The 15,050-nt window shown below is 36.2% G+C and carries 14 protein-coding genes and 1 rRNA gene; 1 reads left to right on the top strand and 14 read right to left on the bottom strand.

Going from position 1 to position 15,050, the window contains the following annotated elements; genetic code table 11:
* Nucleotides 1-71: ribosomal RNA gene (locus J2S19_RS14310) — 16S ribosomal RNA — on the bottom strand; the annotation flags it as partial.
* A 270-nt stretch (nucleotides 72-341) separates the two neighbouring features.
* Nucleotides 342-1,214, bottom strand: a complete 873-nt coding sequence (locus tag J2S19_RS14305) for a nucleotidyltransferase-like protein (protein ID WP_307343276.1) — start codon at nucleotides 1,212-1,214, stop codon at nucleotides 342-344.
* Nucleotides 1,215-1,383: 169 nt separating this feature from the next.
* On the opposite strand from J2S19_RS14305, the gene J2S19_RS14300 reads away from it, so the two are divergent.
* Nucleotides 1,384-1,743 (top strand): YgzB family protein, encoded by a 360-nt coding sequence (locus tag J2S19_RS14300; RefSeq protein WP_307343273.1) that lies wholly within the window; start codon nucleotides 1,384-1,386, stop codon nucleotides 1,741-1,743.
* Between the two features lie 245 nt (nucleotides 1,744-1,988).
* Here J2S19_RS14300 and perR read toward each other — a convergent pair whose 3' ends face one another.
* From perR to J2S19_RS14240, 12 genes are all read right to left on the bottom strand, one after another.
* A complete protein-coding gene (gene perR / locus J2S19_RS14295) occupies nucleotides 1,989-2,426 on the bottom strand; it encodes a peroxide-responsive transcriptional repressor PerR (RefSeq protein WP_307343271.1) in 438 nt (145 codons plus the stop codon).
* 119 nt (nucleotides 2,427-2,545) lie between these two features.
* Entirely contained in the window at nucleotides 2,546-3,499 is a 954-nt protein-coding gene (locus J2S19_RS14290) for a D-2-hydroxyacid dehydrogenase (RefSeq protein WP_307343268.1), read from the bottom strand.
* Nucleotides 3,500-3,788: 289 nt separating this feature from the next.
* Nucleotides 3,789-4,256 carry a thioredoxin-dependent thiol peroxidase gene (gene bcp, locus J2S19_RS14285; protein ID WP_307343266.1) on the bottom strand — a complete coding sequence of 156 codons (468 nt, stop codon included), beginning with the start codon at nucleotides 4,254-4,256 and terminating at the stop codon, nucleotides 3,789-3,791.
* Between the two features lie 65 nt (nucleotides 4,257-4,321).
* Nucleotides 4,322-4,720 (bottom strand): ion channel, encoded by a 399-nt coding sequence (locus tag J2S19_RS14280; RefSeq protein ID WP_307343263.1) that lies wholly within the window; start codon nucleotides 4,718-4,720, stop codon nucleotides 4,322-4,324.
* A 162-nt stretch (nucleotides 4,721-4,882) separates the two neighbouring features.
* Complete coding sequence (locus J2S19_RS14275) at nucleotides 4,883-6,412, bottom strand: response regulator (RefSeq protein ID WP_307343260.1); 1,530 nt, start codon at nucleotides 6,410-6,412, stop codon at nucleotides 4,883-4,885.
* Nucleotides 6,405-8,258, bottom strand: coding sequence for a sensor histidine kinase (locus J2S19_RS14270; protein WP_307343257.1), 1,854 nt, complete (start codon nucleotides 8,256-8,258; stop codon nucleotides 6,405-6,407). The genes J2S19_RS14275 and J2S19_RS14270 overlap by 8 nt, the downstream gene beginning before the upstream one ends.
* A gap of 135 nt (nucleotides 8,259-8,393) precedes the next feature.
* Nucleotides 8,394-10,043 (bottom strand): extracellular solute-binding protein, encoded by a 1,650-nt coding sequence (locus J2S19_RS14265; protein WP_370875151.1) that lies wholly within the window; start codon nucleotides 10,041-10,043, stop codon nucleotides 8,394-8,396.
* 80 nt (nucleotides 10,044-10,123) lie between these two features.
* Nucleotides 10,124-11,023: a carbohydrate ABC transporter permease gene (locus J2S19_RS14260; RefSeq protein WP_307343251.1), complete on the bottom strand. Its 900-nt coding sequence runs from the start codon at nucleotides 11,021-11,023 to the stop codon at nucleotides 10,124-10,126.
* Between the two features lie 15 nt (nucleotides 11,024-11,038).
* Nucleotides 11,039-12,016: an ABC transporter permease gene (locus J2S19_RS14255; RefSeq protein ID WP_307343248.1), complete on the bottom strand. Its 978-nt coding sequence runs from the start codon at nucleotides 12,014-12,016 to the stop codon at nucleotides 11,039-11,041.
* Between the two features lie 159 nt (nucleotides 12,017-12,175).
* Nucleotides 12,176-12,961 (bottom strand): ABC transporter permease, encoded by a 786-nt coding sequence (locus tag J2S19_RS14250; protein WP_307343245.1) that lies wholly within the window; start codon nucleotides 12,959-12,961, stop codon nucleotides 12,176-12,178.
* Nucleotides 12,962-12,965: 4 nt separating this feature from the next.
* Entirely contained in the window at nucleotides 12,966-13,757 is a 792-nt protein-coding gene (locus J2S19_RS14245; protein ID WP_307343242.1) for an ABC transporter permease, read from the bottom strand.
* 16 nt (nucleotides 13,758-13,773) lie between these two features.
* Nucleotides 13,774-14,784, bottom strand: coding sequence for an ABC transporter ATP-binding protein (locus J2S19_RS14240; RefSeq protein ID WP_307343239.1), 1,011 nt, complete (start codon nucleotides 14,782-14,784; stop codon nucleotides 13,774-13,776).
* Nucleotides 14,785-15,050: the final 266 nt, after the last annotated feature.

Below are 15,050 nucleotides of genomic sequence, written 5' to 3'. Positions count from 1 at the left end.
ATTCGCTCGACTTGCATGTATTAGGCACGCCGCCAGCGTTCGTCCTGAGCCAGGATCAAACTCTCCAATAAAGTGTTTGATTGCTCAATTGTTTTGTGTACATATAATGTACGATTGTTGTTAATAAAAATTAACGTTGGCACGCTTGGTTTTGTTTAGTTTTCAAAGAACATTTCATTAATCAACTTCGTCTAGAAGCGACTTTATTAATATATCATCTTAACCTTTCATCTGTCAACACTTTTTAAAATGTTTTTTCGATTTAAGTTTGAGATGACAGCCGCCGTTTTGCTTTGCTGTAACAGCGACGTTTATTAATATATCATCTCATACATTTAGAGTCAACACTTTTTCTGAAGAAAATACATTAAGTGAAAAACATCTTTGCTTTTTGTTTGAACCTTTTCCGTTAGAATGTATTTCCTTTCAACTAAATATTCAAGTAAGATACTTAAATCAACTGAATAATATTTCAGCTCCGGGTGTTGATGCAAATCATTATAGTACCATGAATCTTTTTCAGACATGATTGTTAAAATATGTGCAGCACCGATGTCTGTCTTTGAATGAATTAGAAAATCACTTGCTAAAAATAACAATTCTAAACGTTGTTGCAATGTTTCTTCACTTTCGACTAATTCCTTATAAAGCTTATACACTTGTGGTTCAATATGCTTCACTTGACTCCATACAGTTACCTCAGGATAGAAACCTCTATCGATAACTTCTAATCTTGCTAGGTGGTGTAATGCGTGAACAATATGATTGTATGCATCAAGGTGTTGATTTGACTCAAAAAATGCTTTCCCTTCTAAATAGCGACGAATTAATTTTCCATATTCGATGCCAATTTTTAATTTTCGTTCAGAGAAAGGGAATTCTTTTATTCTGTCGATAAGCTTTACGATGTATTCATTTCGGTCAAAAAGTATCTTTCCGTTTAATATCCAATCAACAACTCTTCGATTCGTTCCTAATAATATTGCCTCTTGTACTTCATCCTTTGTCATGACGATTAAGGATGCCTTTTTATCTTCCGACTGATAATGTTTAATCGCTGCATTTGCATCAGGAGTTTGAACAACTACTAATAATGCAACATCTAAATTGTCAGTTAGTGGTGATGTTTCATGTCGTTTTTCAATCATTATAATTGCTAATGTATTTGAATGACTCGCTCTTTCTTGATAGATTGGGCGGAGAATGTTTTCCATGAGTTCCTCCAAGATTATGGCATAGTAATGTACTATCTATTCTTTCTACATTTAATCGTGAAATTCCTTTTACAATTATCATCTAGCAAATGTCCTTACGTTTTGCTATGCAATAACAATTTATCTCCAATACAACCTGTGCTATATTTAGACTAGGAGGTTGTTATTGATGGCTCGTAAATATAGCAGTAAGATAAATAAAATTCGAACATTTGCACTTAGCTTAGTATTTGTCGGCTTCATAATTATGTATCTCGGGATTTTCTTCCGTACAAATATGTGGGTCATGACCATCTTTATGTTACTTGGGATGTTATCAATTATTGCTAGTACAGTTGTTTATTTCTGGATCGGCATGCTATCAACTAAAGCAATTCAAGTTGTTTGTCCCTCATGTGAGAAACCAACAAAAATACTCGGTCGTGTCGATATGTGTATGCATTGCAGAGAACCACTAACTTTAGATAGAAACTTAGAAGGTAAAGAGTTTGATGAAAATTATAATCGCAAAAAAATGAATATGGAGTAGCAATTAGGGTGACTCAAAATGGTCAGGCTCACCTACGATTACTATCTATTGAATGAATGTATCACTAGTTATTCTATAGATAAGTATTCAAGGTATCTGACACTTTGATAGTCACCCTATTCTAATTTCTGTTTAAGTTATTATGTACACTTCAATAATTCATTTATAATGACTTAATTCTAACAGCAACAATATATACAAAAGAAACAAATAAAAAACAAGCACAGTTAAATGACTGGCTTGCTTTAATGTGTTTCTTGTTTTTCACAAGATGTACATTTACCGTAAATCTCCATCCGATGATGACTTACGTTAAATCCGGTTACATGAGCAGCTAACGCCTCAACTTCATCTAGTCCTGGATAGTGAAAGTCAACTATTTTCCCGCAGCTTTCACATATACAGTGATAATGATCTGATGTAACAAAGTCAAATCGACTTGATGCATCACCATACGTTAATTCCTTTACTAGTCCAACTTCACGAAATACCCTTAAGTTGTTGTAAACAGTAGCAACACTCATATTCGGGAATTTTCCTTCTAACGCTTTATATATATCATCAGCTGTTGGGTGTGTCATGGAATCGACTAAGAATTCTAGTATAGCATGACGCTGAGGTGTAATACGTACTCCTGTTTGTTTCAATGTTTCCAGAGCATCTTTTAATTGATGTTCAGACATCGCCATGCACCTCACTTAAAGATTAATAAAAATTATTACTTTATAATCGTTATAATTAGTGTACATTGTGATAAATAGTTTTGTCAAATATCTACATATGAAAACAGGAAATATTTTTCCTAATACTGCTTATCCAAATTAATCGAATTGATCATATTCGAACATTCACCCTGGCTATAGAACTTTAAGTTTTCAAGAAAAATCGGCATGACCCTTGGTAAATATTGCTTCGTTATCCCTGATAAATGCGGTGTAATTGTGACATTCTTCATATCCCATAACGGATGGTCCCTCGGTAACGGTTCAATCGCGAAGACATCTAACACAGCATGGTTAATATACCCCTTTTCCAGTGCAGAAATGAGTACATCCTCTTTGACGACATCTCCTCTACCTATGTTAATAAACGTAATTGTTTTTTTCATCTTTTCAAACATTGGCATATCAATTAAGCCAATAGTGTCGTTCGTACTTGGTAATACTGAAATGAGAAAATCGACTTCACTTAATGGTAAATTGCGATTTTGGTAAGAGTACACGCTATCGAAATGGTCTATTTGGCGCCCGTCACCGTTCATACCGATGACATTCATATGAAAAGCTTTTGATATTCGTGCAATCTCCTGACCAATTGCGCCTGTACCTAGTATATAAACTGTTTTTCCGTGTAGCTCTTCCATCTTTACTCGACGGTCCCATACGTGATTCGCTTGGTTTTCAATTAGTGTTTTTGTTTGTCTTGAAACTTGAAGCATCATTGCTAAGCAATATTCGGCCATCGGTATCGCATGAACGCCTTTTGAATTTGTTACTTGAATGTTCCGTTTTTTTATTTCTAGAAATGGTAGTTTATCAACTCCAGCTGATGCGACCATAATCCACTTCAAATTTTTCGCGATTTGAATGTGTTTAGCGTTTATATCTTCCCCATATGTAAAAAGAATATCGACTTCCTTTAAAATGTCAATTGCTTCATCTATTTTCCGGTCGTGGTGAACGTTCGTTTCAGGGAATGCTGCTTCTAGTTGTTCCTTCAATTCGCTCGAAAGCTTCACTGTTGAAAGTACTTGCATTCTGTCACCTTCCATTTTATATTTTCGCTATTTTCTTAATCATTGATTTTAGCTTTTATTATGTGTTGGTCTCCGCTCCTATTCACAATCAACTCCAACCAACTAAAATAAATAATTTAAAGCACCTATATTTTTAATCAAAAAAGAGTGCGGAACACTGTCCGCACTAGTCCGGCGCTAACATTTGAGGAGGTAATGCCTTCCCTATAACATACGAAAAACCCACGAAAATGGTTGGACGTTTGCCATAGCTTTTGAAAAATAGGCTTCCCTTCACCCATAGACGTACTTACTGATGTTCCTTTATGTATTGCAATGCATCTTGAACGTGGTCCTTCACCTTTACTTTTCTCCATTCTTTCACAATTTTTCCTTCTGGATTAATGATAAAAGTGGAGCGTTCAATGCCCATATATTCTTTGCCAAAGTTTTTCTTTAATTTCCAAACACCAAATTCATCTGCTAGCTTATGTTCCTCATCGACCAATAATTGAAAAGGAAGATTATGCTTTTCTTTGAACTTCTGATGTTTTTCTTGTGGGTCAGGGCTTACCCCAACTATGACTGCATTTAATTCTGCAAAGCTTTGATGTTCATCTCTAAAATCGCAAGCCTCTGTTGTACAACCCGGAGTCATGTCCTTCGGATAAAAATATAATACGACGTATTTTCCACGGTAATCTTCTAGACTTACGGTTTCACCATTATCTGCAAGTAATTTCATTGTAGGTACATTGCTACCAACTTCTATTGTCATGTTTATCCCTCCAAGTTGTTATATATTTAAGCGTAACGAATTTTGGACAAACATACAACTAACAGCTATTTTTCAATCGCTATAAACGTCCGTGCTAAAAATACTGCGGGTAGAATGTAGCCAATCAACGCTTCAATAATCGCTAAAAACCGTCCAATTCCAATCGGAGCGATATCACCATACCCAACCGAAAAGAGCGTTACCGCGCTAAAGTATATTGATACGACTAATTTCTCAAAATAGGTACCGACAATGACGACACCTGACTCAGTCAAAACATGAAGATTACTTTGTAAACATATTAAATAAATCATTCCAAACCCAACTAACAATGTTATATATAAATAGGAGAACATAATAACAGTTTCATATGTTAAAAAGTTTTTTTGAAAACATGCAGCGATCGTGTTTTTAAAGCTCATGAAAATACAGATTGCTATAAATATACAAAACACCAACCCCATTAACATCCCACCTAATAAGAATGCACTTTGTACAATATATACAAGCAGTCGTGATGTTATTCGATTGAATTTTTTGTTTCTAAGAATAGGTATAAAAATACCCGCCCCTTAAACGGTTGCGAGTATTTTCATATATGTTCCTTTGCCAAATTAGCATAAAAATTATGAGTCCTTTAATAAAATACCATCTTGATATTCCTTTGGGGAAATCCCTTCTAGTTCTCGGAATACTTTCGTGAATCGTTTTGGATTTTTATAACCGACAATCGTTCCTACTTCGAAAATTTTCAAGTCGACGTTTTTTAATAGTACTTTCGCTTGCTCAATCCGAATCTTTTTCAAATAGTCAACAAAATTCTGCCCTGTGTATACCTTAAACATATGACTAAAATATGAATAGTTAAGCGAAACATAGTTGGATACGACAGCAAGATTTAAATCCTTATTGTAATGTTCATGGATATACGTAATCGCCTTCTCCATATATTTTTGTTCCGAGTAAACGACCTTCAGCTGCTTATGATATTCATGTAAAAGCAGGATAAGATTTTCAAGCTCGTAGAAGTAGTCATAAAATCTTTTGAAATGATTGAGCCCGCCAACTTTATGATGCAGTTTAATAAGTTCAATTGATTCATCACCAAGTCTCTTAAATGCTTCATCAAGAATAATTCGATTGATTGCATCGTGTAGAGCTTCCATGTATGGTAGCCCATAAGTTGAGATCGTATCGATATTTAACACTTTTAGTAGCTGTATTCTGATTTCTTGGTCTCGATTTGTTCCGATCATATTTAATACTTTCCTTAAATCATCAATTGGAAGTGGCTGAACTTCTCCAGTGAAATGATGACTGACCTCATTAAACTTGATGATTGACCGATTCGGCATAATAAAATGGCTTCTTAATGAGACTTTTGCTTGTTCATACGCTGTTTTAATTTTTGTTATCGAGTGTTCCTTTCCACTAATACCTAATGTGCCACTTCGTAATGAAAGATGATTCATCATTTGAGTAAACACAGAATCCTCTGTCGACAGCATCACAACATGACGGTCTTTATCTAGAAAGCATAGGATGTTTGGCTGTTCATCATTACAAAGCTGTGTAAGTACCCCTTTTATCCACGATCCTTGGTCTTGCTCCGTACTATCCGAGCATGTAAAAATTCCGACATAATAACCATTTGTAAATTGGTCCAGTGGCAATTTTGCTGATAATGTATCAATTTCAGCCTCAGAGATGTTTGGATTTAATAAAATATAGTTAAGTTGATTTGCTGTATATTCATCAAAATCTAATTGATATTGCTTCTCAGCCAATAGTTCCTTTACAACCTGAGTAACGGTGGATTTAAGTTCATCTCGATTAATCGGCTTAAGCAAGTAATCTTTAACACGATATTTTATCGCTTCCTTCGCATAGTCAAAATCATCATAACCGCTTATCATGACAACCTCTGGCTTATGCTTCAGCATTTGTATTTCATGAACTAGGGCAATGCCATCCATCTGTGGCATTTTAATATCTGTCAGCATAATATCGATTTGCTCATTTTCTAAGAGTTCTAACGCGTCCTTCCCGTTACTTGCCAATAAAAATGTAAATAGATCTGGAAATTCACGTGAAATCATTGCCTGAATACCGATACGAATATTTTTCTCATCATCAACAATTAATAGCTTATACATGTTCATTTGCCCCCCTTATTAGTAAATAAGGTAGTTTGATGATAACGGATGTGTACTCACCTTTCTTACTATTAACTTGTAAGCCAAACTCTTTCCCATAAAATAAAATAATTCGATTATGGACATTTTTTAATCCAATCCCATTGCCCGATTGTCGTTGGACTTCGTGATTATCATCATGTACGATTTTATTATTAATCTGCATTAATTGATTTTCATCCATCCCTACACCATTGTCGATTATTTCTACAAAGACGGATTGTCCTTCTCTGTATGCGTTTACAATGATTTTCCCCTTTGTATTCGTTTCGCGAGGTTCAATGCCATGTTTAATCGCATTCTCCACAATTGGTTGTAACGATAGCTTTAATATTTCTTGGCTTAATAGTTCATCAGGTATAACGATGTCCAAGTCAAGCTCTCTATCTAATCGTAAATTCATAATCGCAACGTAATGCTTGATTTGGGTAATCTCTTCACTAATTACCACAAATTCATTTTTCCATTTGATATTATATCTCATCATTGCTCCTAACGAAGTGAGCGCATCAGAGATTTCGTATTTCCCCTCAATTTCTGCCATCATCTTAATATTCTCAAGAGTATTATATAAAAAGTGCGAATCTATTTGAGTTTTCAATGCTCTAAGTTCTGTATCCTTTGATACAGCTTGTTTATGAACAGCATCAGCGATTAATTGGTTAATTTTACGAAGCATGTTTCGAAAATGGATTGCAAGAGTTGAAAATTCGTCACGTCCATCAATGTCGATCTTCACTGTAAAATCTCCCTGTTCAACCTGTTTCATATTTTCAATGAGCTTATACATCTTTTTCAACAATAACGATGTGATGACATATGTTAGTGTTGATAAAATAATCAGGAGAACAATTGCGATAATAAATGTTAAATATCTGACCTTTCTTGTCTCTGTATCAATCTTTTCTAAAGAAATAACATTGACCATTTTCATATTTAATTCATCGATTACTGTAGAAACAATTAAATATGGGACGTTATGATTGTTATAAATGAAACTATCTGTTTTGTCCTTGGTTAATCTCTGAAAAAGCTCATCGTACTGCTTCCTTTTAAATTTATGCTCACGCAGAAAGTTGTTTGCTGGATTTGTAAACACTTCGTCCTGCTGATTGATGATGAATATTTCTGACTGTCCATCAGGAATTGGACTGTACATTTTCGGGAAAAAGTTTCTCTGAAGCATTGAAATTTCGATAATTCCTAAGTGGTTATTATGACTATCCATCACTTCCCGGAAGAGCGATATTTTCGGGTTTTCGTCAGGAATATTTGTCAGCAGTCCATAATCTTCTTTTTTTAACCACCAAACTTCAGTTCCATTATGTTCCAATACTTTGTCATACCATGGCTTTTCATTTATTCTGCTTTCCCGAAATAGCAAGGGCCACATTTCGATTAAATCCGGGTCATCAATATAAAACTGCGTATAATCAATAAGTGGATTGACTAATTGCTGCTCCTTTGTGTCAATATGATTATTTTGAAACTCAATTAACTCATCTACATCTTTATCACGACGGTCACTGACAAATTGAATCATATTCTTATCTGAAATTAAGGTTTGTGCTGATTCTCTCATTGCTTCAATATTTTTCTGAACCTGGATTTTCTCCATTTCAATTGAATACTCATTATCTCGAATCGTATCCGAAATGACATTTTCATAGAATTCATGTGAAAGGACGAAAACGAGTAAGAGTACAGGAATCATAAACAATGTCGTGTAAAGAAAAACAAGCTTGTTTTGTAATGATAGTCGACTAAACCAACGGTAGATTCGCCTTATTATCCTTTTTAGCCGCATAAGAAACACATCCTAGTCTCGGTAAGGGTCTTGTTTATTATACAATGAATAGTTGAAGGCATTGTCCCTTTTTTAGGAGTGTAATAGACATGAGAGTGACTATATAGATACTAGTCACCCTCATGTCTCTCTTCGTTATTGTTGTGATGCTTTTTCTATTTTGACCTTATTCTCTTTAAAGCGTTTCTCCTGATATTCTCTAACTTTATCAATTCCTAATTTTTCACGTTTCTCTTGGAATTCCTCATAAATCTTATCGAATTCAGCTTCCGATTTTGCTAATAATAGCTTTGGTAATGTTTTTCCCCACTCTTGGGCAATCTTACTATTGGCTACACCTTCTTCAGACGTTCCTTGTGGGTTAATATCATCATAGACTGCAAAGCTTTGCGTTTTACCTTTTGTCCAGTCTTCCATTTGTTTGTACGGTTCTTCTGTAGGTGGTTGCCATTGCAGCTGCATATCCGTATCCATTAGCATCCAAAATGTATGGGAGGCTCCATATTTTTTATCAAACACAGTGCGGTCTGATGTTAATAATTCATATGCTTCCTTCGTGAATTGTGGTTTGCCATCAACAACTTCATGTGTAATTCCCTCTGGACCAAGGTACATATCCTTTTGTCCTTCTTCACTAATTAAATAACTCATAAAGCGGATCGCTCTTTCTTTATCCTTTACATCTTTTGAAATTAATGTAATTGTCCAGCCTGCTAAGCTATCACCCGCAAGTGTCGGTTGTTCTAACTGCTCATTTGCTGGTCCATCGACAGCAATGTAGATAGAGTCTGGGTCATTTGCATAGAGTGATAATTGCTGAGCCTGCATATCACTACGTTGGTATAACATTGCGAAATAACGACCTTGAGCAATCTTTTCTTCCATTTGTGGACGCTTATCAATGAATATATCCTTTGCTAATAAGCCTTCTTCATTTGCTTCTCTAAATACTTTTAGCCATTTTACATATTCCGGGTCTGTTGAACGGTCATATAGCTTACCATCCTTCTCCATTGGAATCGCTAAGAAGTTTTGTAAATACCATTCAAGTGAGTTATTACCTGTATCTGAAAATTCATGTAAGCCTAATGGAATTAATGGTGCACCATTTACATCAGGAAATTTTTCCTTTGCTGCCTTCAATGCATTTAAGAATCCTTCAGGTGTCCGCATATCCGGGCTGCCGATCGCTTCATACATATCCTTTCTTACTAAGAATGTTTGGTTTGACGGTTTCAAGTCCTTATATTTCTCGAAGTTTGCTGGAGATGATGAAGCATTTGGATAACCATAGACATTTCCATCCTCTTGGCGATACCATTCAAGCTTTGCCGTATCCGATACTTTAAAAAAGTAAGGGTCATATTGGTCAGCAAGCTCATTTAAAGGAAGAACTAATTCTCCTTCTATCATTTGCTTAACGGCCTCTTCTCCCCAGCCTAATGTTATAAAGTCTGGTAAACTACCGGATGCGATCATCGTATTCATCTTCTCTGCTTCATTTCCTGCCGGAGTCATAATATTTAATGATACTCCTGTTTTATCAGTTATATATTTTGACGTTGCATCATTCCCCCATTTGCTTGCAAACCATGAAAAGTTAATATACCAATCAAACGTAATTGGTGATGTGTCTACTTTCCAGCCAGGTTCATCCGCCGATAGATTAGATTTCGGTTTTTCATTTGATGATGCTTCTTCCTTTTTATTAGATGAACAAGCAACCATCAGACTTACCGTAATGAATAAAATAAATGCTAGATAGAGTGTTTTTCTTCGTTTCATTCTCCCCATTTTTGAGACCCCTTTCGTTTTCTAATCTTTTTACTTGCCTCCCCTTGCACTAGGACAGGCAAGAAACCAAATTATCCTTTTATCGAACCGATAAGCATACCTTTTACAAAGTACTTTTGCAGGAATGGATAGACTATGACAATTGGCAATGTTGTCACAACCATTGTTGCGAGCTTGATTGATTGTGAGGTAACGGTTTTACTTGCAACCCCGCCAGGTGCATTCGTCATCATTTGATTTGAGCTAGATTCAGCAATAATTTTATATAAATAAGTCTGAATCGGCTGTAAATCAGGATTATTAACAAAAATAACCCCAGCAAAATAATCATTCCATTGGTAGACACCGTGAAAAAGTGCGATTGTCGCGATAACTGGCATTGAGAGCGGAATCACTACTTTAAGGAAAATCTTCATATCGCTTGCTCCATCAATTTTCGCCGCCTCTTCTAAAGAAGTTGGTAAGGCGCGAAAGAAGGAGACAAAAATAATTAAATCAAAGAAACTAAATAAGGCTGGAATGATATAAACGAAAAAGCTATCCAATAATCCTAATTCTCGATAAAGTAGGAATTGCGGAATGAGACCACCACTAAAGAACATCGTGATTACCCCAATAATCATGTAGATATTTCTACCACGCAGGTCTTTCCGTGACAACGCATAAGCAACCATTGCTGTAAAAAAAACGTGGAGAACTGTTCCGATTAAAGTTTTGGCAATCGTCACTCCATACGACGTTAAAATCCCGTCATTTGCAAAAACAGCTTTATAGTTATCTAAGGTAAAATCACGTGGCCACCAATAGATTCCTCCCTTCATTGCATCTAAACCCTCATTTAAGGAATTAACAAGCACATACCAAATTGGATATAAGGTAATAAAACAAATGAAGATCATAATTAGGACATTTAGATTATCAAAAAGATATTCACTTGTCGTACGTCTATTTCGCTTAAATAGTTTAAGCATTGCATCTCCTCCTTTCTAGAATAATGATGTTCCGTCTAGCTTTTTCGTAACCTTATTAGCCGCTAATAGGAGAATGAATGCGATAATTGCCTTTAATAATCCAACAGCTGTCGCATAGGAGTAGCGCGCATTTTGAATTCCAACTTGATATACATAAATATCAATCACATTACTCGCACTTTCATTTAGTGCATTTCGCAGTACAAGTATTTGGTCAAAGTTTGTATTTAACACATTCCCTACTGCTAAAATAAATAAAATCGTAATGGTTGGACGAATCGCTGGAAGGGTTACATGCCACATTTTTTGGAACTTATTTGCCCCATCAATTGTGGCAGCCTCATACAGCTCTGGAGATACACTTGTAATCGCAGCTAAGTAAATAATCGCCGACCAACCAAGCTCCTTCCAAATATCTGAAATAATCACAATTCCCCAAAAATAATCCGGCTCTGCTAAAAAGCTCAACCGTTCATTTGTAACACCTAATCCGATTAAAATATCATTAATAATGCCTACATCTGCTAACCACGTCGTTAAAATTCCACCTAACACAACCCAAGATAAAAAGTGCGGTAAATAGGTAATCGTTTGAACTGCTTTTTTAAACTTCAATGACGTTAGTTCATTCATAAAAAGCGCAAATATAATTGGTAATGGGAATCCAATGATTAGTTTAATCACACTAATCCCAATCGTATTTTTCAACACGATCCAAAACGCATCATCCTGAATAAATTCTTTGAAATGTGCTAGTCCTACCCAAGGCGCCTCTGCGATTGTTCGAATGACACTGTATTCTTTAAAGGCAATAATTAATCCATACATTGGAACATAGTTGAAAATAATCATCCACAATACTCCTAGCAATGCCATCACTTGCAGCTGCCTTTGAGCGACTACTTGCTTCACTAGTTTCCGGAACCTTCCCTTTTTTGTCTGTACCGAGAACAGATGCCCATCTTTTTTCGTTACCTTTGTATCCGCTTTCATTTCCCCACCTCAGCCTTCTGCATCTACTCTTTCGTTACGTCTATCATAGTAAAGTTTCCCAGGAGATATAAGCACCTTTATTTTGACTAAGGGAACATTATTTTAGATCGAATTATAAAAAGACTTGAGTTACCCCAAGCCTTTTAAAGTTTCACATATTTAGTTCCCTGCCCCCCGATATCTTTTCACCCCTGCATTCCATAGAATTACTGATAGAACGAAAAAGACGATACCGATAACAGGTGTTAAAAACGAGTACATATACCATTCTTCTTTTTCTAGGAAAAACGCAGCCGGATAAACACCGACGAAAGCAAAGGGCAGGATCCATGTCAACACGAAGCGGATGACTGAGTTGTAAATATCAACTGGATAACGACCATAGTTTCCGATATTGTACATCATTGGCATTAGCGATGTTCGTGCATCAGAATAAAAACCGATGCTTGCTAATGAGACAAATATTCCTGCATAAACAAGGGCACCACTTATGACAAACACGATAAATAAGATGATGTCATACCATTCTATCGATAAGTTCAATTGAATACCAGCATATGTCATAATGACGATACCAGTTATCGCTCCAAACAGTGATTCGAGCTCCATCCGTTCCAACACGACTTGAAACAGACTATGAATCGGTCTCGTTAAAATCCGGTCCATTTCCCCTTTCACAATATATCGTTCATTAAAATCCCAAATGTTAAAAAACGCACCGAACACTGCATATGGAACTAGGAAAAATCCATAAATAAAAATGATTTCATCACGGTTCCAGCCACTTAAAAACTGTGTATGGCCGAAGACTACGAGTATAAACACAAGATTCGTAATTTGAAACATCATATCAGATAGAAGCTCAACAACCATATCTGCACGATATTGCAGTCGCGTCTTCATATATTGACCGATATATTGCGTTAGCATTGATAGATAAAACATCTTCTCATCCCCCTTGAATAATCATTTGCTTTTTTGCCAATGACCATAGCAGTTGAATTGGGATGAGTAAAATAACAGCCCATAAGCCTTGCAGTAAAATCGCTTGTAGTACTTCATTCCCCTTAATTCCTTCAGTGAAAATCATACTTGGAATGTAACTGATTGCTTGGAATGGGAAATATTTCATAATATCTTGTGCCCATAATGGGTAAAAGCTAATCGGTAAAAGCAAACCAGAAAACAAATCAATTATGACACGTTTCGCTCGCATTAATCCGTCATTATTAAATAAGAAGAAGGTCAGCATACCGGTAATTAAGTTAATTTGCGTATTAATGATAAAACTGAAAACGAGTGAACTGGCAAATAATAACCACGTTGTACTATTTGATGAAAATTCCATTGGAAAGACTAGAGTGACAATGACCATTCCAGGAATTGAGAAAAACACTAATCGGAAAATCCCTTCTCCGAACGCTGCCATCGTTTTCATTCCTAAATAGTTATAAGGCCTAATCAGCTCAACCGCGACTTTACCCTCTTTTATTTCTAGGGCAATTTCACGGTCAATATTATTAAAGTAAAATGCTCTTGCCATCCACGAAACGGCTACATATGTTGTCATTTGTACTGCGGACATGCCTTCAATCGATTCTTTTCCACCGTAGATTGCTGTCCAAAGAAAATAATATGCACCAATATTTATACTATAAATTAAAATTCCGCTATAATAATTTGTTCGGTATGCAAGCATCATTAGAAAGCGGATTCGAATCATTTCAATATATTTATCCATCATTCTACCCCCGTTCTTATAATGCTTCTCCCTTTTCATAAATTTTACGGATAACTTCTTCAGTTGAAATTTCTGCGACGGTTAAATCGATAATTTGATGTGCACCGACGACAAGGCCAATTAACTCAGACATTTGTGCCTCTTTATCGCTCACGACCGCTGTCCAAACATTTAGTTTCTCACCCTTTTGCCACGATACATCTAAATGATTCGTCAATGCTGTTAATTCATTTTCATACACTTCATCCGAAAATTGAAATTGAATTTGCTTACCATCACCCCAGTGGCTACGTAGCTTCTCTAATGCTCCGTCGTAAATGACCTTCCCTTCATCAAGCATGACAACACGTTCACATAATGCTTCGATATCTGACAGGTCATGGGTCGTTAACAGGATTGTTGTTTTATATTTTTCATTCATTTCTTTTAAAAACTGGCGAATCTTTAGCTTCACTAACACGTCAAGCCCGATTGTCGGTTCATCTAAAAACAATAGTGGTGGATTATGTATTAATGCAGCCGCAAGCTCACAACGCATCCGTTGTCCAAGTGACAGCTTTCGCACTGGTTTATCTAAAAGTGGTCCAATATCTAATGTTTTAATGACATGGTCCATATGCTCGTTATAATCAGCATCTGAAACTTTGTATACCTTCTTTAAAAGACGGAATGATTCCTGTACAGCAATATCCCACCATAGCTGGGAACGTTGACCAAATACAACGCCAATCGTCCGCACGAACTTCTCTCGTTCTTTATGTGGATTCATCCCATTCACGAGAATTTCACCTGAGGTAGGTGTTAAAATTCCTGTCAGCATTTTAATCGATGTTGATTTTCCTGCACCGTTCTCACCTATATAGCCGACCATTTCTCCCTGTTTCACTGAAAACGTAACATCGTTCACAGCAGGGACTATTTTCGATTGACGATTCAATAAATCACGAAAAGCCCCTTTTAACCCTTGGCGGCTTGAATATGATCTAAATTCTTTTCTTAGCTTATTGACTTCAATAATAGTAGACATCCTCTTCCCCCCACATTTCTTCACAACGAATAGTTTAACGAATTTTGCTCAAGAATGAAAGCGTGGAAGCACGGGGACGGTTCGAGACCACTGAAAAAGTCTTGTTTATAGAAAAATAGAATATATCTTACAGAGTTGACGTTCAGTTTGGTTGCAGCACGAGTACTCGCTTTCCGCGGGGTGGGTGCTGAGCCTCATAGCTCCTTGCGGCACGAACAAGCAAACTTCAGGTCACCTCCCTACGATAAGTCATCATCGATTCGCCA

The sequence above is a fragment of the Metabacillus malikii genome, from assembly GCF_030813355.1.
GTDB lineage: Bacteria > Bacillota > Bacilli > Bacillales > Bacillaceae > Metabacillus > Metabacillus malikii.
This window is presented reverse-complemented; position numbering and strand designations above follow the sequence as displayed.